This is a genomic window from Rasiella rasia (assembly GCF_011044175.1).
Lineage (GTDB): Bacteria > Bacteroidota > Bacteroidia > Flavobacteriales > Flavobacteriaceae > Marinirhabdus > Marinirhabdus rasia.
In genome coordinates, this window is record NZ_CP049057.1 from 225420 (window position 1) to 252236 (window position 26817).

At 37.0% G+C, this 26817-nt stretch carries 22 protein-coding genes; 15 read left to right on the forward strand and 7 right to left on the reverse strand.

Annotated features, from left to right (window positions below; genetic code table 11):
* Window positions 1–237: 237 nt before the first annotated feature.
* From G5B37_RS01090 to G5B37_RS01110, 5 genes are all read left to right on the forward strand, one after another.
* A complete protein-coding gene (locus G5B37_RS01090; protein WP_164678214.1) occupies window positions 238–3024 on the forward strand; it encodes a TonB-dependent receptor in 2787 nt (928 codons plus the stop codon).
* Between the two features lies 1 nt (window position 3025).
* Window positions 3026–4234 carry a DUF4249 domain-containing protein gene (locus G5B37_RS01095; protein ID WP_164678216.1) on the forward strand — a complete coding sequence of 403 codons (1209 nt, stop codon included), beginning with the start codon at window positions 3026–3028 and terminating at the stop codon, window positions 4232–4234.
* Between the two features lie 15 nt (window positions 4235–4249).
* Complete coding sequence (locus tag G5B37_RS01100) at window positions 4250–5467, forward strand: DUF4249 domain-containing protein (RefSeq protein ID WP_164678217.1); 1218 nt, start codon at window positions 4250–4252, stop codon at window positions 5465–5467.
* A gap of 9 nt (window positions 5468–5476) precedes the next feature.
* On the forward strand, window positions 5477–6583 hold the full coding sequence (locus G5B37_RS01105) for a hypothetical protein (RefSeq protein WP_164678218.1): 1107 nt from the start codon (window positions 5477–5479) through the stop codon (window positions 6581–6583).
* A gap of 677 nt (window positions 6584–7260) precedes the next feature.
* Window positions 7261–10134: a M16 family metallopeptidase gene (locus G5B37_RS01110; protein WP_164678219.1), complete on the forward strand. Its 2874-nt coding sequence runs from the start codon at window positions 7261–7263 to the stop codon at window positions 10132–10134.
* A 381-nt stretch (window positions 10135–10515) separates the two neighbouring features.
* Here G5B37_RS01110 and G5B37_RS01115 read toward each other — a convergent pair whose 3' ends face one another.
* On the reverse strand, window positions 10516–11292 hold the full coding sequence (locus tag G5B37_RS01115; RefSeq protein WP_164678220.1) for a DUF6090 family protein: 777 nt from the start codon (window positions 11290–11292) through the stop codon (window positions 10516–10518).
* Between the two features lie 146 nt (window positions 11293–11438).
* A complete protein-coding gene (locus tag G5B37_RS01120; RefSeq protein ID WP_164678221.1) occupies window positions 11439–11732 on the reverse strand; it encodes a GIY-YIG nuclease family protein in 294 nt (97 codons plus the stop codon).
* 738 nt (window positions 11733–12470) lie between these two features.
* Here G5B37_RS01120 and G5B37_RS01125 point away from each other — a divergent pair.
* Window positions 12471–13595: a DUF2891 domain-containing protein gene (locus G5B37_RS01125; protein ID WP_164678222.1), complete on the forward strand. Its 1125-nt coding sequence runs from the start codon at window positions 12471–12473 to the stop codon at window positions 13593–13595.
* A 4-nt stretch (window positions 13596–13599) separates the two neighbouring features.
* On the forward strand, window positions 13600–14820 hold the full coding sequence (locus tag G5B37_RS01130; RefSeq protein ID WP_164678223.1) for an Nramp family divalent metal transporter: 1221 nt from the start codon (window positions 13600–13602) through the stop codon (window positions 14818–14820).
* A 1-nt stretch (window position 14821) separates the two neighbouring features.
* On the opposite strand, the gene G5B37_RS01135 is transcribed toward G5B37_RS01130, so the two are convergent.
* Window positions 14822–14989, reverse strand: a complete 168-nt coding sequence (locus tag G5B37_RS01135) for a hypothetical protein (RefSeq protein ID WP_164678224.1) — start codon at window positions 14987–14989, stop codon at window positions 14822–14824.
* Window positions 14990–15047: 58 nt separating this feature from the next.
* On the opposite strand from G5B37_RS01135, the gene pxpA reads away from it, so the two are divergent.
* From pxpA to G5B37_RS01150, 3 genes are read left to right on the forward strand one after another with little or no spacing between them, the layout of a single operon-like run.
* Window positions 15048–15794: a 5-oxoprolinase subunit PxpA gene (gene pxpA, locus G5B37_RS01140; protein ID WP_164678225.1), complete on the forward strand. Its 747-nt coding sequence runs from the start codon at window positions 15048–15050 to the stop codon at window positions 15792–15794.
* On the forward strand, window positions 15791–16516 hold the full coding sequence (gene pxpB / locus G5B37_RS01145) for a 5-oxoprolinase subunit PxpB (protein WP_164678226.1): 726 nt from the start codon (window positions 15791–15793) through the stop codon (window positions 16514–16516). Before pxpA ends, pxpB begins: the two co-directional genes overlap by 4 nt.
* The gene (locus G5B37_RS01150) at window positions 16509–17357 is read left to right on the forward strand and encodes a 5-oxoprolinase subunit C family protein (RefSeq protein WP_164678227.1); all 849 of its coding nucleotides are present in this window, start codon (window positions 16509–16511) and stop codon (window positions 17355–17357) included. The genes pxpB and G5B37_RS01150 overlap by 8 nt, the downstream gene beginning before the upstream one ends.
* 3 nt (window positions 17358–17360) lie before the next feature.
* Here the strand turns inward: G5B37_RS01150 and G5B37_RS01155 are convergent, their stop codons facing one another.
* A complete protein-coding gene (locus G5B37_RS01155; protein ID WP_164678228.1) occupies window positions 17361–19952 on the reverse strand; it encodes a patatin-like phospholipase domain-containing protein in 2592 nt (863 codons plus the stop codon).
* A 161-nt stretch (window positions 19953–20113) separates the two neighbouring features.
* On the opposite strand from G5B37_RS01155, the gene G5B37_RS01160 reads away from it, so the two are divergent.
* From G5B37_RS01160 to G5B37_RS01175, 4 genes are read left to right on the forward strand one after another with little or no spacing between them, the layout of a single operon-like run.
* Window positions 20114–20470: a hypothetical protein gene (locus tag G5B37_RS01160; RefSeq protein ID WP_164678229.1), complete on the forward strand. Its 357-nt coding sequence runs from the start codon at window positions 20114–20116 to the stop codon at window positions 20468–20470.
* 26 nt (window positions 20471–20496) lie between these two features.
* A complete protein-coding gene (locus G5B37_RS01165; RefSeq protein WP_164678230.1) occupies window positions 20497–21189 on the forward strand; it encodes a hypothetical protein in 693 nt (230 codons plus the stop codon).
* Window positions 21159–21929, forward strand: a complete 771-nt coding sequence (locus G5B37_RS01170; RefSeq protein WP_164678231.1) for a sensor histidine kinase — start codon at window positions 21159–21161, stop codon at window positions 21927–21929. Before G5B37_RS01165 ends, G5B37_RS01170 begins: the two co-directional genes overlap by 31 nt.
* 4 nt (window positions 21930–21933) lie before the next feature.
* Entirely contained in the window at window positions 21934–22584 is a 651-nt protein-coding gene (locus tag G5B37_RS01175) for a response regulator transcription factor (RefSeq protein WP_164678232.1), read from the forward strand.
* Here G5B37_RS01175 and G5B37_RS01180 read toward each other — a convergent pair.
* Window positions 22581–23291, reverse strand: coding sequence for an RluA family pseudouridine synthase (locus tag G5B37_RS01180; protein WP_164678233.1), 711 nt, complete (start codon window positions 23289–23291; stop codon window positions 22581–22583). The two genes, G5B37_RS01175 and G5B37_RS01180, sit on opposite strands and share 4 nt — an antisense overlap.
* A 70-nt stretch (window positions 23292–23361) precedes the next feature.
* Between G5B37_RS01180 and G5B37_RS01185 the strand changes: the two genes are divergently transcribed.
* Entirely contained in the window at window positions 23362–25092 is a 1731-nt protein-coding gene (locus tag G5B37_RS01185; RefSeq protein WP_164678234.1) for an alpha/beta hydrolase-fold protein, read from the forward strand.
* 42 nt (window positions 25093–25134) lie between these two features.
* Here G5B37_RS01185 and G5B37_RS01190 read toward each other — a convergent pair whose 3' ends face one another.
* Together G5B37_RS01190 and G5B37_RS01195 are read right to left on the reverse strand one after the other, a co-directional pair.
* Window positions 25135–25623, reverse strand: coding sequence for a hypothetical protein (locus G5B37_RS01190; protein WP_164678235.1), 489 nt, complete (start codon window positions 25621–25623; stop codon window positions 25135–25137).
* A gap of 28 nt (window positions 25624–25651) precedes the next feature.
* Window positions 25652–26806, reverse strand: coding sequence for a C1 family peptidase (locus tag G5B37_RS01195; protein WP_164678236.1), 1155 nt, complete (start codon window positions 26804–26806; stop codon window positions 25652–25654).
* Between the last annotated feature and the right edge of the window lie 11 nt (window positions 26807–26817).

Sequence of the window (26817 nt, forward strand, 5' to 3'; positions counted from 1 at the left end):
AAATTTTGACTAAAAACGCAGTTTACTTTACTATAAAACTGTGTTTTCTTTTTGAAATAACAGCTGACCAGCATTTATAAATCTTCACTGTTTTGACTTTGAAAGTGCCATTTTATGGGGTTTTCGATCTCTCCCAGAAATAGTGTTTCATGTGTGGTTATTTATAAATTAAGACCATTAGCGTTTTTGAAATCTTTCTTTTCAGCCTACATTTAAAGAAGATTTACTAACCGTCTTATGAAACAACGCCACCTCTTTAAACAGCCGCTTTTCTTCTTTCTAATGTTCTTATCAATTTTTGGGTTTGCACAGCAAGAACCAAAAACTATCAGCGTAACATTTTATGAAACACCACTTGAAATCGCTTTGGAGACCATAGCCACAAAAGCGGGGTATCAAGCGTATTATGTAATAGATTGGTTAGATACTGCTACTGTAACGGGTTCGTTTACTAATAGTACGGTCAACGAGGTATTAGAAACTATCTTAAACAAAACAGTCCTTAACTTCTACATTACTAGAGATAACAAACTTATTCTGACTAAAAATAACCGTATTTATGATGAGTTACCTAAAAACTTTTTTGAAGAGGTGCCTACAGAAACAACAACGCAAGCCAAACCTACCGAAATTGTAAAATCGCCTGTATTTTACAACCAACCTCAAACAATCGCTACAAAATTACTAGAAACAGTACGAATAGGGAAAGAAGATAAAAACAATGCTAAAACAAGCTTTGTACTAAAAGGTACTGCAAGAAATCAAGAAACAGGAAAGCTTGTAAGCAATATTGCAATTACCGTTGAAGGTACTACGCTGGGCGCAATAACTTCGGAAAAGGGCGCTTTTAAATTGCAACTACCTGGAGGTGTTTATATACTTTCGGCACAATCTTTAGGCTTCCAAACACTTCGGAAACGTGTTGTACTTTACAACGATGGTACTTTAGATTTAACTCTTAGTGAAGCCTTAGAAGGGTTAGATGAGGTGATTGTTACTGGGAAAGTAAAAAATGTTGTAGCCTCGACCGATATGGGAACAACAGAAGTTGATGTGGAGCAAATTAAAAACATTCCACTTGTATTAGGCGAACGTGATGTTTTTAAAGCAGCTGCTACATTGCCCGGCATATCCTCTGCGGGCGAAGGCGCGGCGGGCTACAATGTAAGGGGAGGGAGTTCTGATCAGAATTTGATACTGCTAGATGATGGAGTATTGTATAACCCAGCACATTTCTTCGGAATTTTCTCTGCAGTAAACCCGTTTACCACTCAAGATCTTACCATTTATAAAGGGCATATCCCAGCGCGCTTTGGTGGCAGATTGTCTTCAGTATTCGATATCACAACAAGAAATGCAAATGTTAACGAGTTTGAAGGCGAGGCTTCTATTGGTCCTGTAACGAGTAGTGTGGTTATAGAAACTCCTTTGGCTAAAGAAAAAGCGGCAATAATGGTGGGTGCTCGAGGAACGTACTCAGACATTATACTTAAAAATTTAGATGAAGAAGAACTTCGGAACAGCCAAGCCAATTTCTACGACGTCATTTTAAAGTACAACCACAAACTAAATGATAAAAATAGCCTCCAAGCAACGGGATATTATTCGCGCGACGCTTTCAGCATTACGTCAGATTCGCTCTACAGATATAGCAATCGCCTAATAACCTTGCACTGGAATCATACTATTAACGAAAAGCATAAAGGCACCATGGTATTATCTAATAGCAACTACCAGTTTAATGTAGATTTTGAAGGCCAAACAAACACCAATTTTGAATTGGGCTATGGCATTAATGAAACCGAGTTAAAACTAAAAATGAACTACGAGCTTAACAAACAACACACATTTCAGTATGGCTTGTCTAGTAAATTGTATGCGGTGCGACCTGGAGATATTAATCCGTTGGGAGATTCCTCTATCATTGTACCCATCTCCATCGATAAAGAACGAGCGCTAGAATCTGCATTGTATGTGTCAGACAACTTTGAGATAAATAAGAAACTAGCCGTAGAGGGAGGTATAAGACTTTCTGTATTTACTGCCTTGGGAGAAGCTTCTCAAAATATTTATGCTGAAGGCGCTTCAAACACAGCCAATAACCTAATTGAAACACGAAATTATGGAAGTTTTGAAACTATTAAAACCTATCTAGCGCCAGAATTTCGAATCGCTTCTCGCTACCTTTTTACACCTAAATTTTCAGTAAAAGGCAGTATAAATACGCACTATCAATACATACACAAATTGTCTAATAATACCACGGCATCGCCAATTGATACTTGGAAGTTATCTGACCTAAATATCGAGCCAGAACGTACTGTACAGTATGCATTGGGGCTTTTTCATAATTTTTCTGAAAATATCTACGAACTAAGTATAGAAGGGTATTACAAACGTTCAAGCAATGTTTTGGACTACAAAGTTGGTGCCCAGTTGCTACTAAATGAAGCCGTAGAGCAAGAGGTGCTACAGGGAGAAGGAAAGGCGTATGGTGTCGAGTTGTTATTAAAAAAATTAAAAGGAAAGTTGAATGGTTGGGTAGGTTACACCTATTCTAGATCATTTTTAAAGTTGGATGGAAATTCGCCTGAAGAACAAGTTAACAATGGAGCGTTTTTTAGGTCTAATTACGACAAGCCTCATGATTTTAGTCTGGTAGCGAACTACAAAATTAGTAAGCGTTTTAGCTTCTCAGGTAATTTTGTATACCAAACTGGTAGACCCGTAACAGTACCAATAGGCAATTTTGTGGTAAACAACACCGAACTAGTATTGTTTAGTGATAGAAACGCGTTTAGAATCCCAGATTATTACCGTCTTGACCTTGGTTTTAATGTAGAAGGCAACCATAAAAAGAATAAACTAGCACATAGCTTTTGGAATATTTCAGTTTACAATGTGTTGGGAAGAAACAATCCTTACTCTGTTTTCTTTGTCGCAAAAGATGGCGATGTAAAAGCGTATAGAACATCTATTTTCTCGGTTGCGATTCCTACGATTAGTTATAATATAAAATTTTAATATGAAAAATTTACTTTTTAAACTCGGCGCTTTATTTACACTACTGCTTACTATTATTGGATGTGTAGAAGAAATTCGTTTTGATAATGAAACTTTTGAAAATGTGCTGATTATTGATGCTACCCTAACCGACGAAGAAAAATATCATCATATATATATTAACCGCGCCCATCGTTTTAATGAAGACGGCCCCAACAGAGTATCTGGTGCAACGGTGCAAATTCTCACACATACTGAAACCTACACTTTTGAAGAGGAGGCCGCTGGAATTTATACTTCAGTACAGCGTTTTAAAGCCAGTCCTAATACTACATACAAATTACAAATAACCACCCAAAACGGAAGCGTATATACTTCCACTGGGATGGCACTTACTACTGCTACAGCAATCGATAATTTATATGCTCGTCGAGACACCAATGATGATGGTGTAAACGGAATGTCCATCTATGTAGATAGTTACGACCCGAGCAATACATCAAAATTTTATAGGTACGAATTTGAGGAAACCTTTAAAATTGTGGCTCCATTTTGGAGAAATCAGGATTTATATATTGTTGACGATGTTTACCCCAATTGTATTTTAGGGTTAACCCCAAGAAGTGAGGATAAGATAATATGTTACAGAACAGAGGCTTCAAATTTTATAAATTTAGCTACTACCAGTACCTTAGCCGAAGATAGAGTGTCAGAACATTTAGTTAGGTTCTTGTCAAGCGAAAGTTACAAAATATCATACCGATATAGCATTCTTGTAACACAATATGTGCAGACAGAACAGGCTTATAACTACTTTAAAACTTTAGGTTCATTTAGCGACGAAGGCAGCTTGTTTTCGCAACTACAGACAGGATATATTGCAGGAAATATAACTTCAGAAAATAATTCATCTGAAAAAATAGTAGGTTTCTTTGAAGTTGCGGCAGTAGCTAGAGAACGATTATTCTTGAATTACACAGATTTTTACCCTGATGAAGCATTACCACCGTATGTAGTGCCTTGCACAACATCTGCACCAGAGTTGTACGATATTTCGCATAACTATATGTGCGGTGCAGTTATGAATATTATTAGAAATAATGCGCTAGTCTATCTTAAAGAAAACACAGGGCAGTTCCCGCGTGGAGGACCATTTGTTATGGTGCCTAGATCTTGCGGCGACTGTACAGCCCTTGGAGAAACTACATCACCCGAATTTTGGGTAGAATAATTTAATAATGATTGCATGGAAGTAAAACAATTACATATTTACAAATGCCTTTGGATATTTATATGTTCACTAGGACTAGCTTCATGTGTTGAAGAATTTGATTTTGTAAGCGAAAATTTTGAAGACATTCTTATTATTGATGCTACAATCACGGACGAGATGAAACATCATGAGGTGTTTTTAAGTCGTACGTTTCGTTTTGAAGACAAGCCAGACGCCCCAGAAAGTGGAGCAGTAGTTACTCTTTTGTCAGAAAATACCACCATTGTATTTTCTGAAATCGAGCCTGGGCACTATGCATCGGTAGACAAATTTAGAGCGCAGCCCAATACGGCGTATCAACTTCAAATTAATACAGCTTTTGGAAGGTCTTATCGTTCAGAAAACGTACAGCTTACACCAGAGGTAGCGATAGATGCCTTATATGCTGAAAGAGAAGTAAATAGCACTCTGGGCGATGGTATCTCTTTATTTATAGATAGTTACGATGCTACAGGAGATGCCAAGTATTTTAGATACGGCTTTGAAGAAACGTATAAGATTATTGCGCCATTCTGGAGAAGTGAAAAAGTTAAGGTTATTGCAAATGATTTTCCTAAGTGTGAAGTGGCCTTGGAAAAACGACCCGATAGTGTGCGAGTATGCTATAAAACACAACCGTCTGATGTTATTTCAGTTGCTTCTACTGCCACTACTTCTGAAAATAGAATCCGAAGACACCGAGTTCATTTTTTATCCAACCAAAATGCGAAAATCTCTCATCGCTACAGCATGTTGGCAATTCAATATGTACAAACTCAACAAGCAAATAATTACTACAAAACACTACTAGAGTTTAACCAAAATGAGAGTTTGTTTAGCCAAGTTCAGGGAGGGTACATTCAAGGAAATTATACATCAGAAACAAATAAAAATGAAAAGGTTATTGGCTTTTTTGAAGTGGCTTCGGTAGCCAAGAAAAGAATATTTTTTAACTACGAGGATTTTTACGACGGAGAACCATTGCCCCCTTATTTTGTAGATTGTTATAAGTCTGCGCCGCAGCTTTTCGGGCCAATTGGTTCTATGCGTTGTGGTCCATTACCACGTTTAGTAGAAATGGAAGCTATCTCCTATCTAAAAGATAATGATGGAGAGTTTAAGTTAGGTGGGCCTTATATCATGTTGCCAAGGACGTGCGGAAATTGCACAACTATTGGAGACGTCTCACCACCCGAATTTTGGATTGAATAAAATATTATTATGAAACAATTATTTACAACTATCTTACTCTTTTATGTTGCCATTGGCACTGGTTTTTGTCAGTCTTTTGTACAAAGTCAGTTACCACGAGAATCACTATCGTTACAAGTAAACGCAACTACGTTTTTAACGGGTGAATATCTTTATTATAGTATTCATCTTAAAAATACTACAAGCGCCAAAGGTTTTAAAGGTAGTAGTATAGCCTATGTCACGCTTGTAGATACAAACCTTTCCGAAGTATTTAAACATAAAATCGCTTTAAACAAAGGAAGGGGACATAGCGATTTCTTTATCCCGAATAGCGTGGTTTCAGGAAGTTATAAGTTACTAGCCTATACGCATGAAATGCTCAATGCAAAGGCAGAACAATTTTTTGAAACAGATATATTCATTATCAATCCGTATCAGGCAGATCAGAAGGCAATTATAGGTGCTTCGGAAACGGTCTCGACGGAAAGTGAATGTACCATACCTGAAACTTCATTTCAAAGATTAGCCGTTGTATTAGATAAAACGCAGTTTGGTACAAGAGAGAAAGTAAACGTTATTATCCAGAATAAAATTGCTGAAAACGGCTTCGGAAAGTATACAATTTCTGTAAAAAAATTGGATAAACTACCCGCTGTAGGCAAAACTATTAGGGCTAAAAACAACAATTCGAATGGTAGTTTTACTCCAGAAACAAAGGGATATACTTATGAGGGTATATTGCTTTCTAAAAGTGGTGCCCCGTTAGCGAATGAAAGTATTGGCATGTCGGTTCCAGGAAATGACTTTTACTTTAAAGCAACTGTAACCGATGCTTTAGGAATGTTTCAGTTTGAGATACCTTCTAGTATTGAAGGAACAGTAGCCTATATAAGGCCCTTGTCTTCAAAAATTGATAGTTTTGTTATTCAGCCAAATACCCAAGAACATATCGATTATTCGCGGCTCACTTTTGCGAAATTTGCCATTAAACCAGAAATGAAAGATGAGCTACTAGCTCGTAGTATCGCAAACCAAATCGAGAATGCCTATTTCAGCCAAAAACCAGATACCATTATACCGCGAGCTAACAAAAAGTCTTTTTTGTTTTATGAGGCGGGACAAAGTACAATTTAGACGACTATACTCGCTTTGGTACTCTAGAAGAAACCTTCACCGAATTTATTCCTTCAGTATATGTCAGAAAAAATAAAGCAGGCCTGAAGGAAATTCGTGTCTTTGAGAAAAAATTTGGCGCCCCAACAAATGATTTACCGCTTTTCTTTGTAGACGGACTTTGGGTTAGAAATTCAGAGCAACTCTTGTCACTTGACGCAAGAACAGTGCAGTCAATAAAGGTAATAAGGCGCGGTTATCAATTTGGAAATCAAGATTTTTTCGGTTTAATACTTCTCACTAGTATAGATAAAACCAAAAATAAACAAGTACTTAGTAGCAAGATGGAGACGGTTACCTTATTTAAACCACAAGCGCTTAAAACTTATTATAAGCAACATTATGACGCCTTTACAACCAATTTCAATAAAATACCAGATTATCGACACCAACTTCTTTGGTTGCCTTCTTATAATGTGAACTCAGCCTCAAATAATTTTAACTTTTATACGTCAGACATTACGGGTACATTCATAATCACTATTAACGGTTTCACTAATAATGGTGAATACATTGAACTGTGTAAGCAATTTACAGTCGCTAACCTTGTAAAGTAGTGGCTTTTCATTTAACAACAAATTAACAACATGGGTTCTTTCCAATTGTATCTTTGAAATTCAATCAAATACATCACAACAATGACATTTAAAACCCTTTACAAAGGTTCTGCAGCTTTACTTGTTGCAACGAGCCTATTTTTTGTTTCCTGCGATGAAAAATCAGGAAAAACGGCTTCGGCAGATGACACAAATTTTTCAATAGAGTTTGAGAAATACGAACTAGAGAATGGTTTAGACATTATTCTCCATCAAGATAAAAGTGACCCTATTGTTTCTGTAGCGATACAGTACGGGGTAGGTTCTAACAGAGAAAAGGCAGGACGCACCGGATTTGCGCACTTGTTTGAGCACATGCTTTTCCAAGAATCTGAAAATGTACCACAAGATCAATTTTTTAAGAAAATTCAGGATGCTGGTGGTACACTAAATGGTGGAACCTGGAAAGATGGTACCGTTTATTATGAGATTGTACCTTCTAATGCCTTAGAACAAGTATTGTGGATGGAGAGTGACCGAATGGGGTTCTTTATTAATACGGTAACTGCTTCGGCTTTTGCCAACCAACAAGAAGTTGTACAAAATGAAAAGCGTCAACGTGTAGATAACAATCCGTATGGACATACAAACTGGGTGCTCGATAAGAATATATATCCAGCAGACCACCCGTACAACTGGCAAGTAATAGGTGAACTTGAAGATCTTCAAAACGCTACAGTAGACGATGTGCGTGAGTTTTATGATCGTTTTTATGGCCCAAATAATGCAACGCTCGTAGTGGCAGGTGATTTTGAAACTGAAGATGCCAAACAACTTATAGAAAAGTATTTTGGTGAAATTAAAAAACGTCAGGAAGTAGGAAAACTTGAGCCACGTCCTGTCACAATTTCAGAAACTAAAAGACTATATCACGAAGATAACTTTGCTACCGCTCCACAATTAAATATGGTTTGGCCTACGGTACAACAGTATACCGAAGATGCTTATGCATTAGATTTTCTAGCCGAAATATTATCGAGTGGAAAAAAAGCGCCTTTGTACAGAGTATTGGTAAAAGATAAGGAATTAACATCCAGAACTACCGCGTACAATAACTCACAAGAGTTAGCAGGAGAGTTTCATATTATTATTACAGCCAATGATGGTGTAGACTTAGACGAAGTAGAAGCAGGAATTAATGAAGCGATGGCACTCTTCGAAAAAGAAGGTGTCACAGATCGTGATGTAGAGCGTATTAAAGCTGGTTTAGAAACAAGTTTCTATAATGGCATTAGTAGTGTTTTAAGTAAATCGTTTCAGTTAGCAAGTTATAACACTTTTACAGGTGACCCTTCGTACATTGAAAAGGATATAAAAAACATTAAAAAGGTAACAAAAGAAGATGTACAAAATGCTTACAACAAGTATATAAAAGGAAAGCCATTTGTGTTAACCAGTTTTGTACCTAAAGGAAAAGTAGAGCTTATTGCAGAAAATTCTGAAAAAGCAGAAGTAGTTGAAGAAGAGATTACAGAAAATGTAGAAAAAACAGTAGTAGATGAAGCTACTGAAATAGCAAAAACGCCGTCAAGCTTTGACAGAAGCGTTGAGCCAGGAACAGGCGAATCGCCAAGCTTAAATATTCCAACAAGCTGGAATGCAGAACTTTCTAACGGAATGAATGTTTACGGAATTGAGCAAAATGAAATTCCAACAGTAAACTTCAGTTTAGTGATAGAGGGTGGTCATTTACTAGACGATAAAAATAAAAATGGTGTGGCAAACCTCATGACAGATATCATGATGGAAGGTACGGCTAACAAAACGCCAGAGCAATTAGAAGAAGAGATTGAGCTACTAGGTGCTAATATTAATATGTACACCACTCGAGAATCTATTGTAGTGCAAGGAAACACGTTAACTCGTAATTTCGATAAGACTATGGATTTGGTAGAAGAAATTTTGCTAGAACCACGTTGGGATGAAGAAGAGTTTGCACGAATTAAAACGGCTACAATTAATGGTATTAAACGTAATGAAGCAAATCCTAACGTAGTTGCAAGAAATGTTTACAATAAATTACTGTACGGCGAAGACCATATTTTTAGCTTACCAACTAGTGGTACAGAAGCATCTGTTAGTGCATTAACTATAGACGATTTAAAAGCGTTTTACGCTAATAATTTCTCGCCAACTGTTAGTCGTTTTCATGTTGTAGGGAAGATAGACAAGGCAACCGTTTTAAATACACTTAAAGATTTAGAAAATGGTTGGGCTGCTAAAGAAGTAACAATACCAGAATATCCAATTGCAGAGGCACGAGACAAAGCAAGTCTGTATTTTGTAGATGTACCAAATGCAAAGCAATCGGTGATTAATATTGGGTATGTTTCTCTTCCTAGAACTGATAAGGATTTTTATCCAGCCGAAGTTATGAACTACAAATTAGGAGGTTCGTTTAGCGGAAATGTAAATCTAGTGCTACGTGAAGAAAAAGGATATACCTATGGAGCTCGTACCGGATTTAGCGGAAGTAAAATCCCAGGTACTTTTACAGCTTCGTCAAGTGTGAGAACAAACACAACAGGAGAGTCGGTACAGATTTTTAGAGATCAGATAGCCAAGTATAAAGAAGGTGTTTCTCCAGAAGATTTAGAATTCACTAAAAACGCGCTTATAAAGTCGAATGCCCGCCGTTTTGAAACACAATTCTCTTTGTTGGGTATGCTGCAAGAAATGAGCGGATATGACTTAGATCCTAACTATATTGAGAATGAGGAATCTATTGTAAGAAGTATGACCTTAGAACAGCACAAGGAGCTTGCAAACAAATACCTAGACGAATCTAAAATGGCATATCTTATTGTTGGTGATGCCGCGACACAGTATAATCAATTTAAAGATATGGGCTTCGATGAGGTTAAATTGTTAAACAAAGAAGGTGAAGAAGTGAAGCTTACAGACGTAAAGCAGTAATCATTTCAACGATAGGAGGGGTCGCACTTTGCTTCCTAAACCTTTATGGAAATTTAGATTAAAAGCAAAAAGGGATATCAATTTGGTATCCCTTTTTTATTATAACCCATCGTCACTTCGAGTGATTTTAAAACGCGAGTAGGCGTTTTAGAATAGTTTAGAGAAATTCTAATACCTCTCGATACAACTTTTCCTTCAACCTTTAGGGTCGAAGAAAAACTCACTCGAGGTGACGTTGTTTATTTTTTTCACCGAGTTTGTATAACGCTAGTGGCGTGGTGTTTTCTTTATTTTAGGGAATGAATTTACGCATTTTGTAGGAAACTAATTAAGTTTATTTAACTCGTAACGCCATTAGTGTTATACGTTGTTGTGCTTTCGTTATTTATTCAATTTATCAAGTTCTTCTTTAATTCCGTAAATCACACTATCTATTGCCTTAATAGTTTCTGTTTCTTCATCAATTATTTTACCTCTATTGTAGAGTGATAACTGCAAATTCTTCATAAGGTCATTGTCATTTAAAAATTTATCGTAATTATCTATTCTTAATTTGTAAATAGATATAGAGTCAGAATGCATAAACCCATATTTTGTTGGTTGATTATAATCCGCAGACAAATATTTGAATAGAAATGGTTGAATTAGCTTTGTCATATTAAATTCAGCTTGTTTCATTCCAAGTTCATCCTCTAATCGCTTTAAATTTAATTGAAATAAATTGGTTATAGCAATACGAAGACTGTCATTAGATAAGGTGTTCAATCCAATGTTTTTTAAATTTTCAAAAGCACTTGTTTTAGGAATAATTTGAAATTCAGCACTGGAAGTTGTAAAAGACTCATAAATTGTTTGAGAATTTGATTTCTTATCATAGATATCATTTAAAAGCTGTTGACTTGTTTTGAATATTTCTTTATGCTTTGAAATTGTTGTTTTTATATCATTTCTAGTTTGTAGTAAATCACTTTTTAGTTCTGTGTAAATCTGTGCTTCTAGTTTTTGTACTTTTCGATTTTCATTCCAATTATTAATCTGAAGGGCAATAAGAATCCCAATAACCACAAGTACAATTTCTCCAATAGCATACTTAAAATACTTTCCAGTTTTATTGTTTCCTATAAGATCGTAGCGAATTTTTTGAAAGAATTTTATCATTAGAGGTTAGTTTCTCTAAAGATATGATTTTAATTGGATTAGGAAGTTCAAATAATGAAGCACAACATATTTTAAGCTTAACCCATCGTCACTTCTAGTGATTTTAAAACGCGAGTAGGCGTTTTAGAATAGTATCGAGAAGCCACCTATTTCGAGAATTTCTTTTTTGATAAATTAGGTAGAGCTTCAAAGTTTCCTTTAATTAACGCTTCTTTCTTGGCTCTTGACCATTTTTTAATTTTCTTTTCCCAATCAATTGCCATTTGTATATCTGTAAATTCAGCATAAAAGGATAGTTCAACAGGTCTTTTTGTATACGTATAACAGTCTTTAAAAAAACCAGAAATATGCTGTTCTAGTCGTTTGATAAGGTTTGAAGTTACTCCAGTATAATAAGAATTGTCAGCACAGGTTAATATGTAGACGAATGACTTTTGCATTGTATTAAGATAGTGAATATTAGTATACTAGTCGTCAAAATACCTCTCGATACAACTTTTCCTTCAACCTTTAGGGTCGAAGAAAAACTCACTCGAGGTGACGTTGTTTATGATTCCACCATATTTTAAACCTAACCTATCGTCACTTCTAGTGATTTTAAAACGCGAGTAGGCGTTTTAGAATAGTTTAGAGAAATTCTAATACCTCTCGATACAACTTTTCCTTCAACCTTTAGGGTCGAAGAAAAACTCACTCGAGGTGACGTTGTTTATTTTTTTCACCATATTTTAAGCTTAACCCATCGTCACTTCTAGTGATTTTAAAACGCGAGTAGGCGTTTTAGAATAGTTTAGAGAAATTCTAATACCTCTCGATACAACTTTTCCTTCAACCTTTAGGGTCGAAGAAAAACTCACTCGAGGTGACGTTGTATATTTATTTCACCATATTTTAAGCTTAACCTATCGTCGCTTCGAGTGATTTTAAAACACCAGTAGGCTTTTTAGAATAGTTTAGAGAAGTTCTAATACCTCTCGATACAATTTTTCCTTCGACCTTTAGGGTCGAAGAAAAACCCACTCGAGGTGACGTTGTTTATAATTTCACCATATTTTAAGCTTAACCCATCGTCACTTCGAGTGATTTTAAAACGCGATTAAGCGTTTTAGAATAGTATCGAGAAGCCATATCACCTAAATTCAATATCTTTAAAACTGAAAATTAAATCTTTACAACTCTTGAAAATATATTACTATCTCATCGCTTTCGTTTTTATACTTACTGGCTGCAACGAAACCAAAGAACAACCTGAGGAAAACACAACATCACAGGAAATTTCAGAAGTAAAACAATTTCAAACTCCTGTTTTTACACTAGCCGAAGCTAATAAACTTATTGAGCTTCCACTTCACTGCGTCACCACAGAATACCCAAATAAACTCGGACAAACAATTGGTGCCGATACAGATCTTCAACCTCCACGTTTATTACATCCTACATTTTATGGTTGTTTCGACTGGCATAGCGCTGTGCATGGCTATTGGTCTATGGTTACATTAGTTAAAGAATTTCCAGAAATTGATAAAGCAGATGAAGTGCTTCAAATTTTAGAGCAAAACATTACCAAAGAAAAGATTGAACTGGAAGTAGTCTATTTTCAGCAAAAATTAAACACTTCGTATGAACGAACATACGGGTGGGCTTGGCTACTTAAACTTTCCGAAGCATTGCATACGTGGGACCATCCTATTGCAAAACAACTAGAAACAAACCTAGAACCACTCACACAACTCATAGCAAACCGCTATATCGAATTTTTACCCAAATTAGTATACCCAATTCGAGTAGGGGAGCATACAAACACAGCATTTGGTCTCACATTTGCCTACGATTATGCTAAAACAACAGAACACACAGAACTTTTAAGTGCAATAGAACAACGTGCAAATGATTTTTATGCGCAAGATATCGAATGCCCGCTACAATGGGAGCCTAGTGGGTACGACTTTTTATCGCCTTGCTTAGAAGAAATAGATATCATGCGTCGCATACTTCCAGAACAAGAGTTTACTGCATGGATTGAATCGTTTCTCCCTTCTATGCTAGCGCCTACGTTTGCCTTAGCTCCAGGAAAAGTAAACGATCGTACAGACGGAAAGTTGGTACACTTAGACGGACTTAATTTTAGTAGAGCATGGGTTTTGTACGGCTTAGCAAATCAGTACCCAGCATTTGGCCACCTTAAAAATGTGGCTAATGAACACGTAGCTTACTCGTATCCTAACTTAGTAGGAGATAGTTATGAAGGTGGGCATTGGCTAGGAAGCTTTGCAATTTATACTTTAACGCAATTAGAAAATTAAAAATTTGTTTAAAAATCCACTTAAAAATATAGGCCCGGGAACGCTAATCGCCGCAGCGTTTATAGGTCCAGGAACCGTCACTGTTTGCACACTAGCGGGTGTTCAGTTTGGTTTTGAGCTCTTGTGGGCAATGGTTTTATCTATCGTGGCTACAATTGTCCTTCAAGAAATGGCAGCACGACTTGGACTAGTAGGAGGCAATGGATTAGCTGCTACCGTAAAAGCACAAATCAAAAACCCAATAATTAGGTCCTTAGCTGTTGCACTTATTATAGCTGCAATTTTAGTTGGAAATGCCGCGTATGAAGCAGGAAATATTAGCGGAGGCGTACTAGGTCTGCAAACCATTTTAGAATCGACAACAGTTTCTGTGGGAAGTTTTAATTTGAATTATGTTAGCATCATTATTGGTATTATCGCGTTTGTACTGCTATTTATAGGAAACTATAAAGTAATTGAACGGGCGTTGGTTGCCTTGGTACTGCTTATGAGCATTAGTTTTATCATTGCGGCAGTTATGACAAATCCTAATTGGCTTTCTGTAGTAAAAGGTATGGTTTCACCTAAGGTGCCTTCGGAAAGCGTCTTAACGATTATTGCTTTGGTAGGTACCACTGTAGTGCCTTATAATTTGTTTTTACATGCCTCATTAGTAAAAGAGAAGTGGAAGGGAGCAAACCAGCTCGGGGCGGCGCGGAAAGACTTATATGTTTCAATTATTTTAGGAGGTTTGGTATCTATGTCTATTATTATTTGTGCAGCTGCTATTCAACAAACAGAAGTGAATAATGCCGCAGATTTAGCCAAAGGCCTTGTTCCCCTCTACGGAAGTTTTGCAAAATACATCTTAAGCATCGGACTTTTCGCTGCTGGAATTACTTCTGCTATTACAGCACCTCTTGCCGCTGCATATGTAGCTCGTGATTGTTTTGGATGGCAGGGCGGTTTGAAATCGGCACAATTCCGCAGTGTTTGGATACTTATCTTAGGTTTGGGCGTGGTGTTTTCTTCTATTGGATTTAAATCAATTACCATCATTCAAGTTGCTCAGGTAGCCAATGGCTTATTGTTACCAATAATTGCAGGGTTCTTAGTTTGGGTTGTAAATAAGCAAACGGTTCTTGGTAGTTATCGAAATAGTAGGTTCCAAAATATACTTGGCACTATTATCATTTTAGCAACCGTGATACTAGGAGCAAGGAGCTTATGGAAGGTATTCGGATAGACTAGGCGTCTTTTTCCTTTTTTCTTTCAATTAGATAAGTACCACCTAAAGTAACCATAATACTGGCTGTGCTAAACAATGAAAATATAGGATCATCGCCACTAAAATAAATCATTCCAGATATACAAACTATCATAAGTGCGGTAAATAAAATAACTATCGATTTCATACTTTTAACTTTAATAAATAGGTAGTTACTTTTATATTTTTGTTACACTAAGAATGCAATGGTCCAAAATTTAAAATATATAGATATTAACGCAGACGTGGGAGAAGGCATTGGTAATGATGCCGATATTATGCCGTATATATCTTCTTGTAATATAGCTTGTGGAGGGCATGTTGGCGATTTAAATTCTATGGTGCAAACTATTAGGCTTGCTAAAAAGTATCATGTGCATGTAGGAGCACATCCCTCATTCCCTGATACCGATAATTTTGGCCGAGTCTTAGTAACAATGACTAAAAGCGAGCTTACAAATAGCATTTTTGAGCAGTTAACGCAATTTTACGCGGTATGCCAATCGGAAGAAGCAACCATACATCATATAAAACTACACGGTGCTTTATACAATTACGCCGCAAAAGATGCGCCAACGGCAGATGCAATTGTCGATGCTATTGTTGCCACTAAGGTAAGACCAACACTGTATGTTCCCTACAATTCTGTGTTGCATAAAAAAGCAGAGAACCTGATGCCTTTGGCTTTTGAAGCATTTATTGATAGACGTTACAACGACGATTTATCGCTTGTGTCTCGAAAGCAGGGTAACGCGATTATTCATGATAAAAACAGTGCGTGGACACAGCTAAAGCAACTGGTTTTTTTACAAGAAGTAACCACAGTTTCAGGAATCAATACATCACTTCTGGCAGATACATTTTGTATTCATGGCGATCACCCCCATGCGGTTGAAATTTTAAAGTACCTTCATGCACAATTTACAATTCACCAACTAAGGTTGCAGCGATGAAAGCACCAACCATATTCATTTCAACACCCCACAGCCTTTTCTTACAATGGGACGGTGCTATTTCTGAAGAAACTGAGCGAACGATTCTACAAACTACAATGGTTATACAATCTCACTTTGTTGAAGACATTATAGAGGTGGTGCCTAGCTATAAAGAGCTAGCTATCTATTTAAAACCAACTGTACATGCTGTAGCTTTTCAAGCTAGATTGAAAGCTGTTTTACTAAAAAGTGCTCTCACCAACAGTAACACCACACGATATCTAATTACTGTGCCTGTGTGTTATGATAAGGCCTATGGAACCGATATACAGGCTGTGGCTAATTATCATTCATGTTCGGTTACAACCGTAATTGAACGTCATAGCGCGGCCTTATATCGCGTTTCGTTTTTGGGTTTTCTACCTGGGTTTCCATATTTAACGGGGCTTCCAACGCATCTGCATACACCTCGAAAAAAAACGCCTAGACCACGTATAGATGCCGGAAGTGTTGGCATTGGGGGAGAACAGACAGGAATATACCCGCAAAATTCACCTGGAGGATGGAATATCATTGGGAAATCTCCGCTACAGTTTTTTGACGTGTCGCATAAATTACCCTCTCTTGTGCAAGCTGGAGACTTGGTAAAATTTTCTCCAATTAAATTAGATAGGTTTCAGCAAATACAAGCAGAAATTGCTGCGGGTTCGTATTCACTTCAAAAACGTGTGTATGATTGAAGTACTTAAACCAGGGTTATACACCAGCGTTCAGGATTTAGGTCGCATTGGTTACAGAAAACAAGGCGTTCCTTTAAGTGGCGCTATGGATTCTGAAGCGGCGCTGTTAGCAAATAAATTAGTAGGGAACCTAGCTAGTAGTGCAGTTTTGGAGTGCACCATGCTAGGCCCTACACTTCGGTTTATGAGCGCTACAACCTTTGTAGTTACTGGAGGGTCTTTTAAAATGCTGCTCAATGCTTCGGAAATATTAACCCATCAGGTAGTTTCGGCAAAACAAAACGACGTCTTAACCATTGGAACTGTAGTACGTGGTATGCGTTGCTATCTGGCAGTAGAAGGCGGTATACATACTCCTGAAATTTTAGGTAGCCGAAGCTTTTATAGTTCTATTACACCTTCAGAAGTTGTAAAAAAAGGAGATAAATTACCAATTGGCACTATAAAGCAAAATCGCGCCTCTAAGAATATTTCCGAAGTAAAAACAACGCCTTTTTCCGAAGAAATTGAAGTCTACAAAGGCTCAGAAATTAATCAGTTATCAGTAGCGCAACAAAAAGTGTTACTAACATCTCATTTTGAAATCTCACCGCAAAGCAACCGAATGGCGTACCTTTTGGATGGCCAACATCAACTTTCGGCTTTAGAAATAATTACAGCACCAGTACAACCAGGCACCGTGCAACTAACCCCATCTGGAAAAATCATTGTGCTTATGAGAGACGCACAAGTTACGGGAGGATACGCTCGCATTTTTCAGCTAACAGAGGCTGCGATTAATAACTTGGCACAAATGCGGGGAGGACAGCGTGTTCGGTTTAAATTAAGCGATTCCATCTAGCTATCATAAGGTATCGTTTTTTGTAGTGATGTACCCATTAATTTCGTCGAATCGTTTTTGCAAGTAAGGGTGATTCAAAATAGAATCTACATAGCGTAAACTACTTTTACTTAAGTGGCGTGATAATGTTGGTTCATAGCTATTCCAAGGAGAAAATAAGTTTTCACGTTCTTTATCGGTAAGATCGATTATCTGATTATTTTTTACACCAAAGAAGCTATCAAGTTTTACCCGCAAATGCTCGTTTTCTATGGTGCCACCTAGCACACCTTGCGCATCTTTCATGGTTATTTTATGCGGCATCATGAGGCGAACATAGCCAACATTTCTGCTGTTATCATCTAAATTTTCGAAGAAGTCACTTAGATAATTCGGAATTTTATCAAGGTTTAAACCTGTTTGTAAATCGGCTACAATATTGTCGGTTTCTTTTTCATCTATGGTAATATGGGTGCTGTCAATATTAGTTCTAAACTCTTCAATGAGATGCTTAATGTAAATACTTTTACTATTAATGATTTCTATAAAAACTATCTTCTTTTGGTCTAGTACTTTATCATCTAACCGCAGGTAATTATACAAATCCAAACAACCAAGGAGTCCGCTATTATCAATGGCGCCAGCATCTATAAAATGTCCAAACCCTTTGATTTTAGCAGCGGGGCTTAAAAATGGAAAACGGTTTGTGGTAGATACTGCTTGGTAAAATGGAATTGTTGTGTTTTCTGAAATATCTGCAAGATTCACCGAATTTGGAAACACCTTCTGGAAGTTTTCGCTTGCTACAGACCAGAAAATACCGCGACCACCACTTGTGCCCGCTGTATTCATAATAAGTGAGGGAAAATACCCGTTCTTAGTGTAGGCATCGGCCCAGTAAGCCCTATACGATTGATTAGAGAGCTTTTCATGGGGCTTACGCTCTATAGCATCTTGGTATTTTTTCATGGCATGGTAGGGGCGATCTTTGAGTCCGATGTTTTTGTACAGCGGCCACAATTTTCTATAAGTATCAATGCCTAAGGTAAGCGATAGGTCTAAAGAGGTGTAGTTTTGTTGTGCTAGAACGTTTATTCGCTCCTTAATTTTATCAAAATCTTTTCCCTCTTCTCTGTAAAGTCCGGTGTAGAGCGCCAAGCCCAAAGAACCGCCAGAAGCACCAGATAAGCCTATTGTTTGGTCTAGTAACTTACCATTGGTCTTTTTTTGCAACTCGTTAACCACATTCAGTGTCCAGACATTGGCTTTTAATCCACCTCCGTGAGATGCAATAAAAAATAGGGTACTATCTGTTTTGGTTTTTAATTTTTCAATAAAAGTAGTTTCATCTATGAGATTTTGAGATTTTGCAACGGTATCTAGTTGGTGTGTCGTTACCTCCTTATCTAGAAAGAAACCAATTGCAGCAAACGAAATAACGAGAATAAAAAGCCCAAAGATTACTTTATAGGTTATGGTTCCAAATAAGTATAGTTTTTTCGTGACGAAGAAAAACTTATTTACACTTGCTATGATGTAGTAATAAAAATAGAAAAACGCTAGAATTATAGGAATACCGTTTAGAAGCGAACCTCCATTGCTACTAGCAACCATAGACCAAATAATAATCACAGTTGCCACAACAAAATTAAAAAAGTAAATAAGTAAGTATTTTTCTGAAACCGCTAGGGGCAACAACCATTTGAGTATTGGTTTAAAAATAGAACGGCTATGAGAAGCCTCAAAGGCATTACAAATACGGGGTAATTTAGAACGAAGCAATCTAAAAAACACATAGTTGAACATAAAAGCGTAGCTCGTAAGTAGCATAAGCAAAAGTTTGCCTAAGCTAAACTGTTTTATGACCAATGTTGTAATAAGTAAAATAACACACAGTAATGCGGTAATGGTATAATATGCTCCAAGACGTTTTAGAAGTGCATTGGTTTTATTTTGAAATTTCTCTTGGCGAACAATCATATTTTCTTTGATTGCCAGCGTTGTAATACGCTCGTATTTTGTCACTTTCTCTTTTAAGAAGATGTACATAATAAAAGGTACAAAGAGCAGTGGGTACACAATTAAGTTCCATGTAAGTGGCGAAAAATTTTCTTCGAAGATGAGGTTAGGCATAAAACTTCGCAAGATGAAATGAATCCAAACCATATGAATTAAAATACCAATAAAGTATCTGAAATAGTGTGCAAGGTTATCAGGTACATAGCTAGATGCTGGATTTTTCGTAAACACATAGACGGTAAAGTGATGCAACGGACCAAAAATGCGAGGGATGGGCTTTTTGGGTGCCCACTTGGTATAATCCCCACTATCGTTAAGATCTGCAGCGTAGTAATTATAAATTGGATAATGAGAGAGCACAAGGGCCAGCGCATTAATAAAAAAGAACGAAAACAAAAGTGCCACCCAATCATTTTCTACCAAATCTACCATCATGGTAAATGCCTGTGCCATTTGCGTAAGCAGTAATAAAATGATGGTAATGACAAGAAGACTCAGAAAAGAAGATCTAAAAAAGTTCTTTGATGATCTGATAAGTCGATTTACCAAACCTACCACCTTTTCAAAGAAAGGTTTGGTATTTTTTTTTGGAGACATATGTGGTTAGCTTTATCTAGCTAAGATATAGACATTAAGCAAGTTACACAATAGGCTTTTTCCTATTTGAAAAAGGGGTTTTCCCTGTTTTTTTGTTTTTATTTTCACAACGTGCTCATTTTTTATAATTTGAAACTTTATGAATTTCTAAAAAGTAAACTATGTCTAAACCAACCAAATGTATTTCGATTGAAGAAGCTAAAGAGCTTCAGAACAACTGGATAACGTCACGTGGAGCTACAATTACGAGCAGTCGCGGCGCGCAAGATGCATCAGATTTCACCTTCAGTTTAGCCGAAATGGAAGAGTTTTTAGCCTATGTGAGGGCAGAATCTGCAAAACTAGGAGTGTTAAATCCAGGAATTCGAATTTATTTTGCGGCTTACAATAATAGTAAGTCTACAAAGGCCACTGTGTTTCTAGCACCCACCAACGGAAGTGATGAAAATGCATCGAATAATTATGATATTGATCCTTTGAATAGGAGCAATACAGGTTGGCCACCTAACGAATACTAGTGGAATTAAGTGATTTTATACTAAATATGATTCCTGTCTTGCTCCTTGAAATAGTTGCAGCAAGTGCGGGAGTATATTATTTAAGAAAGAGGCGAGGAGATAGAGCAGAGAAACTTCTTGTCGCTTTCTTGTGGTACACTGTTTTTAATGAAATTCTTAGTAGCTACGCCGGCATCGCCTATTTTTCAAACTATGAAATTTTCGGATTTATAGAGCATACCGTATTTAGGAATAATTATTGGCTAGGTAATTGTCAGTTACTTGCTGGTAATATTGTATACGTATACTTTTTTTCAAGTAAACTAAATAAAATTCAAGCAAAGAAGGTTTTAAACGTACTTACAATACTTATGGTGATGGCTGTGTTGGTAGATTTTACAATGAGTAATTTCTTCGATGCATTTTCTAAAGTATCTACAATTTTTGGTAGCCTTTTAATACTGTTGGCGATTTTGTTGTATTACCTCGATTTGCTTGCTTCAGAAAAGTTGCTAAACCTTTCCTATAATTTGGCGTTCTATATTTCTGTAGTTTTACTAATACATACCTTGTGTACATCGCCGTTAGACTTCTTATCTAACTACTTCAAAACCTCTACAGGAAACGAATTATTTGTTTCGTTTAGAGTGTATACATTGTTCTTTTTAAATATCTTGCTTTACCTAACCTATACTATAGCTTTTATATTATGCTCGAAAAAGAGGCACTTGTCTTATTAGGCTATTTAATCGCTATTATGCTCTTTCTATGCGCATTTATAGCAGTTTTTGTGATGTTTTTTCTGAAAAGGAAAAACCTCCTCGTGCTTCAGAAAATGCAAGAACAGCAAAAATTTGAAAAGGAACTCGCTAAAACTGAGATTGAAATAAAAGAAAACACGCTCAAAAATATTGGGTGGGAACTACACGATAATGTAGGACAACTCTTATCTGTTGTAAATATTCATTTAAATATGCTGGAGCAAAAAAGTAGCGGAGAGCAAACATCACAGATAAAAGAAACTAAAGAGGTGGTGTCTCACGCGCTTCAAGAAGTTCGTTCACTTTCCAAAACACTTAACAATGACGTGATCTTAAAAAATGGGTTGGTAACATCTATACAAACCGAGGTCGAACGATTTAACAGGCTTAAGTTCCTGGAGGCGAGCATCCTGGTAGAAGGCGAGGAGAAAAGATTAAATAGTTCAGACGAAATCATTATTTTTAGAATAGTCCAAGAGTTTTTGTCGAATGTAATTAAACACGCAAAAGCAACTTCTCTGCAAGTTTTTGTTACGTTTTCTGAAACGACATTAACCATAGTAATGCAAGACAATGGAGTAGGTTTTAGTACTAAAACAAAATCTACTAACTCTGGAACAGAAACAATGCGCAGTAGAGCTGAAATGATTGGTGCCACATTCGAGTTAAATTCTGAAATAGGGCAGGGCACAACCCTTAAACTTTCTTATACCTTTTAAGCACATGGAAGAAAGAACCTGTAAAATTGCGATTGTAGATGATCACACCTTGCTGGCAACATCGCTCGAGCAGCTCATTATTTCCTTTGGAAATTTTTCGGTGCTTCATGTTTCTAAGAACGGTAAAGAGTTTCAGCAAAACTTATTGGCTTGCGCCGAAATGCCAGATTTAGTATTACTCGACATCAATATGCCAGTTATGGATGGCTACGAAACAGCAAATTGGCTAAAAGAGCAGCATCCAAAAATTAACGTGCTCGCGCTATCTATGGAAGACGATGAAGCTGCCATTATAAAAATGATACATAACGGAGCGAAAGGGTATCTTCTAAAAGACACGCCTCCAGAAACATTAAAAGTTGCCATTTCCGAAATTATTAACAATGGTTTCTATCATTCAGACTTAGTGGCAAATACGCTAGTTCATGCATTTAATAAAAAGCACGAAGTAGAGGGGCTCGGACTTAAAAACACAGAATTAAGGTTTATTAAACTTGCGGCTACCGATAAAACATATAAAGAAATTGCAGACATCATGAACCTAAGTCCTAAAACGATAGATGGCTACCGTCAAGATGTTTTTAAACGCTATAACATTAAAAATAGAGTAGGACTGGTGTTATTCGCAATAAAAAACGGCTTGGTAGAGGTTTAAACACAGGCAGCCCAGATTGCATCTTTGGGTGGTGCAGCCGTAACCGTTATTTTCTCTTTTTTTACAGGATGCATAAAAGCTAGAGTTCTAGCGTGCAAGTGAATACTTCCATCTTTATTACTTCTGTCAAAACCGTATTTTAAATCACCTTTAATCGGACAACCTATAGCGGCTAATTGAGAGCGAATTTGATGATGTCGCCCAGTCTCTAAATCAATTTCTAATAAATAGTAATTATCTAACTTTTTTAGTATTCTATACGTTAACGCAGCTTTTTTACTGTCAGGAACTTCCTTGGCATGTGCATACGATTTATTCTGTTTCGGATTGCGTTTTAGATAATGAACTAACCGATCTGCGTCTTTGGGAGGCGCGTTTTTTACTACTGCCCAATATGTTTTTGAAGTTTCCCGAGCAGCAAATTGAGCATTTAGTCGGCTAAGGGCTTTAGAGGTACGAGCAAAAAGAACAATGCCACTTGTAGGACGATCTAACCTATGTACTACACCTAAATAAACAGCGCCAGGCTTATTGTATTTTTCTCCAATATAGTTTTTAACTACTTCGGAAAGAGGCATATCTCCAGTTTTATCACCTTGCACAATATCTCCAGCTCGTTTGTTTACAACTATTATATGATTGTCTTCCTGAAGCACTTGTAAATTTTGTTGATTGCTATGTAAAGGCCTACCGTTTTCTTTGCTCATCAATACTTTTTCTGGAGTCTAAAAATAGGGTAATTTTTCGTACTTTTAGATACTACCAACCTCTTCTATTATGAAAAAATTTCTTCTCTGTATTGCTATAATCTCTACATTTCTTTCATGTATTACCGTAAGTACAAAACCCAAGTTGGAAATAGTAGTGCAACTATCTGATAGCCTTACTGCGGAAAGTTTAGATGGCAGACTTCTACTCATGCTTTCCACTAACACAGAAGCAGAACCTAGGTTTCAGATAAATGACGGACTGAAAACCCAATTAATTTTCGGAAAAAATGTAGAAAATTTGAAACCGGGAGACAAAGTTACATTTACCGAAAATGATTTTGGTTTTCCTATTGAGAATTTAAGCGATGTACCCGCCGGAACCTACCAAATGCAGGCTTTATTACACGTTTATGAAACCTTTAATCTTTCCACAGGTCATACGGTAAAATTACCAATGGATAATGGCGAAGGCCAACAATGGAACAAATCGCCAGGAAATATTTACAATGAGCCTGTTTCAATAGATATTAGTAAGGTAGTGGGCACTACAACAACGGTAACTATAGACAAAGTAATTCCCCCAATTGAAGAACCAAAAGATACAGAGTGGGTAAAACATATTAAAATGAAGTCTGAAAAACTTTCAAAATTCTATGGGCGAGACATGTATCTCGGGGCTCATGTTTTACTTCCTAAAGATTTTGACAAACATCCCGAAGCCAAATATCCACTTATGGTTTTTCATGGTCATTTCCCAAGCGATTTTGGCGATTGGCGCACCACACCTCCAGACCCAAACCTAGAAGAAGACTATTCAGAACGTTTTAAAGTAAATGGTTACAATAAAATGGTGCAACAAGAAGCTTATGATTTTTATAAGCGCTGGAATTCTCCAGATTTCCCGCGAATGTTAATTATTGAAATTCAACATCCTACACCTTATTATGACGACAGCTATGCGGTTAATAGCGCTGCGCAAGGACCGTATGGCGATGCTATTACATATGAGCTTATACCATATATTGAAAAGCAGTTTAGAGGCATTGGGGAAGGTTGGTCTCGATTTTTATATGGAGGTTCTACTGGTGGTTGGGAAGCACTTGCTGTACAAGTTAAGTACCCAAATGAGTACAATGGTTGTTTTGCCGCGTGCCCAGACCCAATAGACTTTCGAGCTTATACCTTAACCAATATTTATGAAGATGAGAATGCCTATTATTATGACTCTCAATTCAACACCTTGGAAGTCCCAGGTAGAAGAGACTATTTAGGTCAAATTTCTACTACGTTACGTCGCGCAAATCATTTAGAGCTTGTATTAGGTGATAAATCACGCTCGGGTCAGCAATGGGATATATGGGAAGCAACTTATTCTCCTTTAGGTGAAGACGGATATCCACAACGTATTTGGGATAAATATACTGGCGATATCAACAAGGAGGTTGCCATGTATTGGAAAGAAAATTATGACCTTAGATATATTCTTGAAAGAGATTGGGATAAATTAGGGGATGACCTAAAAGGAAAAATTCATATTTATTGTGGTGATATGGACAATTACTACTTAAACAATGCGGTCTACCTGATGGAAGACTTTTTGGAAAGTACCACAAATCCATATTACGACGGTGAGGTGGCTTATGGAGATAGAGCAGAACACTGCTGGAATGGTGACCCAACAGAACCAAATCATGTTACCAGACTTCGATATAACTCCATGTACGTACCTAAGATATTGAAGCGTATAGAAGAAAGCGCACCAGCAGGGGCAGACGTAAGCAGCTGGAGGTATAAGTAAGCGCTAGCAGTATGATTTGGTGAGAGGTTAAAAGGCACTAATCTAATTATCACCTCCAATGGTGAAAATAGCACTGCGTCTAGCAGGTCTAAAACCATACGGACTGTAACTTCTATTGCGATAATACGAGCCATACGGATTATAAATTGGAGAATAATACTGTTGGTCTAAATACACTGAATTACGTGCTCTAGTTTTTCCATCGGTAGTATATCCGTACACTTGCGTACGCCCAAAGCCAGCTTGCAATCGCTCTGTGGAAACATTAGAGTATCTTTGACGTTCATTTGCTGTTGCAGCCATGTCTACAGGTTGCCAAAAATTCTGGCGAGTCACTTGCTGATTGGTAAAATCTGAAAATCTAGATTTTTTATAAATAGAATTTGCCACTTTCTTTTGAAACGCAGACAATTGTGGCGTTGGCAGCTCTGTTTCTACCGAAGCAGCCAAGGTGAAATACCGACTTTCAAAATCGTTTTGACCCAATGCAATGAGCGGGAAAAATAATAAAAAGGCAACAAAGTGTTTCATGCCATTAGGGTTACAAAAATCGAACCAATTATAAATTTAATTTTTTAGCAGTAGCCGTTGGTACAGCATCTTTATGTATGGTAATGCTAATTGTTTTTAAACGCATATAGGCTTCACTAAAATATACATAACCACCATTAGCATTTCTGCTCTCGTCGGTACCCCAGCTATTTTTCACCTTATAATATTTGGTACCATTTTGGTCAACTAAAGTTCCTGTAATATGCATTAGATGGTCATCTGTTGTCGTAAAGTTCTCAAATTCTTCTTGACGGTATTCTTGTGTAATTTTTCGCTCGGGATACACCCCTTGCAATGCTTTTATGTTGTTTTCGGGGTTCATAGGGATTACTGCTACCCCATCTTTACTCGAAAATGTGCGTTCGCTTACGTCGCAATCTAATTCTACTGTAAATCCTTTTGCCAACGCGTTATCTAAAGTCGCCATCATTTCATCTAACGGAACATTGTAAAAACTTCCATAACTCCAATTGTCAGGAATATTCAATATAAATTCTGAATAGAAAGGTGCATGCTGAAAAGACGTAACAGTTATGTAATTTGCAGGTACAATTTTCATGGCATCACGGAAACTTTCTGGCGTGTATTGAGTTCCTTCGTATGTAAACTTGGTTAGATTTTCACCTAAATAAATATCTAGCACTGCTTCGGTAGCGGGCTTCCACTTTTTACTGAGCTTTCGTGCGGGGTTAACTATATATGTTTCCCCCATTGCTTTTAAAACAGCAACTAACTCGGCATGGTTGTGTGATGTTTCAGATTGAAACAAACCACTATATGCATCATTTGGCACCAATCCATAATCACGCACAGAATTTAACACATCATGTGCAAGACCGCCTTCGCTAAATTGCGATTTTCCTTGGCGCATCACAAAGTTTTCAAGCTTTTTCGGATAGGTATTGCGTACGGTATACATTTCTGAAAGATCAACCTTTTTACCTGTAAGTCTAATAATTTCAGATTCTAGAAACGATGTACTACTAAAACTCCAGCATGTACCAGTTCTTCCTTGACTAATTACAGGAGTAGCTTCTAAATCTATTTGAGTTGTAAAAGCGTAAGGTTCCTGGGCTTCGGCAGTAATAATAGAGAACAATGATACGCAGAGTAACGTAAAAATAGTATGCTTTAGACCGTATTGGATTTTAGAATTTTTCATTTTGGAATTTT